The sequence below is a fragment of the Mycobacterium sp. genome, assembly GCF_035603715.1.
Taxonomy (GTDB): Bacteria; Actinomycetota; Actinomycetes; order Mycobacteriales; family Mycobacteriaceae; genus Mycobacterium.
On sequence record NZ_DATNJW010000422.1, the window covers coordinates 1 to 2,247 of the forward strand.

A 2,247-nucleotide genomic window follows, 5' to 3' on the forward strand; every position below is an offset into this window, starting at 1 on the left:
GGCAGCCTGAAACGCCGCCGCACCATCACCGGCGAAAAACGCCTGCGACGACATCGCCTCCTGCTCGGCCTGACCAATCGTCGAGCGCATCAACCCCGCCTTGGCCCCAAACGCCGACTGCGACGCCACCAACTGCGGAATGTGAGCATCCAACATACTCATCCCAGAAATCCTTTCGTCCATTGATTACCGTTGCCACACACGCACATTCAGCCGTCCTTCTCCTCCCCATCCGGCGACCAGGTGTTGGGCAGCATCGGCATACTCGGCCCGCTTCCGTAACCGTCATCGGAAAGCGTAGCCAATCCGACCGCCTGTTCACTGCCCTTCGACACGGTCCCGGCAAAGCCCAGCGGCCCGGCGCCGCGATCGGAAGCCTCCGCCGACGTACCCCAGTCCGGGTCGACATCGACGTTCATGTCGGCGAATTCATCGGCGTGGTCGCGCTGCACGATCCGCCGGCGTCGTCGCGTTCGGGTCTTTTCCCGCGTCGCGGCGGCAATCGCTGCGGCGGCCGCCGGTGACTTCGATGCCCCCCGCGAGGTCGGCTCCTGCGTCTTGGCTTTCGCGCTCATCCACGATTCCAGCGTGGGTCCACCCACGATGTACGGCGGCGTAAAGCCCGGTCCGGCCGCAGGTGGCGGCGGCGCGGTCGGTGCCGGCGCACCGGCCGGTGCGCTTGCGGCGGACGCTGGCGTAGGCGATGGTGCCGGCGCACTGGGTGCCACCGAAGACGCAAGGACAACGGGGGCCGGGGCGGTCAACGGAAAGAGGGTCGGGGCGGCCACGGATTCGAGGGGAAGCATGGGGATGACCGGCTGCGCCAATGCGCCCAGCCCGGCCAACCCTGCGCCGCCCGCCGCCAACGGCGTCAGCGCGGGGGCAAAGGCAACGAACAGGGCCGGGTTCGCCGACAAGAAGTTCGTGACTTCCAGTATGTGGGTGGGAAAGTCGAACAGCTGCCAGCTGATGAACCATTGAAACGCTTGCACTGGATTGGTCTGCAGAAGCTGTCCGAAATACTGAAAGTCTTCGGTGAGTTCGAGGGAACGCGCGACCCAGAAGGATGCCTCGCCAGGGTTGACGTACGTGTCGTAGGTTGCGCCGTTGAGCGTGCCTTGGGCGGGATCCCAGGTGTAGCCGAAGTTCTGCAGCCATTGCGCGATCAAGTTATCGAAAGGCGTGTCGACCGTCGGGTCGTGCGCAAGCTGGCTGTCACCGATGCCGAACTGCTCCAGGAACTGCTGCAGCCATTGCGGGATACCGAGTGGATTGTCGCCATTGATTCCGCTGGCGGGATCGCCGCTCTCGGCGGCCTGCGCCGTGCCGTTCGACTTCAGGATCGGGGGCGCCGCGTCGGTGGCGGGGGTGGCCGTCACGGCCGTGTCGGCGACCACCTGGTAGGTACTCATCGTGGTGGCGGCCTGAACCCACATGCGGACATAGTCGGCCTCGTTGAGCGCGATCGGAATCGTGTTGATCCCAAAGAAATTCGTGGCCTGCAGCACACCGTGCACCACATGGTTGGTGGCCAGCTCCGGCATGGTCGGCATGGCCGCCAATGCGGCAGTGTAGGCGGCGGCCGCGGTCTCGTGCTGGGTGGCCGCCGCTGCGCTGTCGGCACTGGCCTGTGTCAGCCACGCGAGGTAGGGGACGTATGCGGAGACGAAGGACTCCGCGCTGGGCCCCTGCCAGGCGCCGCCCTGCACCTCGGCCAGCACTTCACTGATTTCCTCAGCCACCGAGGTGTATTCGGCGCTGAGCGAGTTCCACGCCCCCGCGGCCGCGAGGAGCGAGCCGGGCCCAGGGCCACTGCTCAACAATGCTGAGTGCACCTCGGGTGGGGCGGCCATGAAGATGGGCGCCGTCATCGTCAGCCCCAGGCGCCGTGATACGACGCCGCCGCGGCGGCATCGTGTGCGGCATAACTTGCACCCGACTCGGCGACCCCGACACCGGAACGACCAAGCTCCTCAGCACCCTGGGCGGCAACCGCCGCGTGCTGACCGCCACGCAGACTGAACCCAGCCGCGGTCTGCAACGACACCGGATCGACGGCGGGCGGCATCACGGCGGTAATCAGCGGCGCCGACCCTGCCTGCGCGGAGGCCAGCCGTGCGGTGATTGCTCCAATGCGCGCGCTGGCAGCCGCGAGGCCTTCTGGAACGACGCGCAATGTCATGACAGCCCTCCGGACACCGTGATGAACATGATTTTCATTAACATTTTTAGCACACCGCCGTGGGA

Annotated in this window: 2 protein-coding genes and 1 pseudogene; all 3 read right to left on the reverse strand. The window is 66.4% G+C overall.

Features of this window, described 5'->3' with window-relative positions; all coding sequences use genetic code 11:
- Positions 1-162, reverse strand: a pseudogene (locus tag VN856_RS17370) (type VII secretion protein EsxS); the annotation flags it as partial.
- Positions 163-209: 47 nt separating this feature from the next.
- Complete coding sequence (locus VN856_RS17375; RefSeq protein WP_325691185.1) at positions 210-1,871, reverse strand: PPE family protein; 1,662 nt, start codon at positions 1,869-1,871, stop codon at positions 210-212.
- Between the two features lie 2 nt (positions 1,872-1,873).
- Entirely contained in the window at positions 1,874-2,182 is a 309-nt protein-coding gene (locus VN856_RS17380) for a PE family protein (protein ID WP_325691187.1), read from the reverse strand.
- Positions 2,183-2,247: the final 65 nt, after the last annotated feature.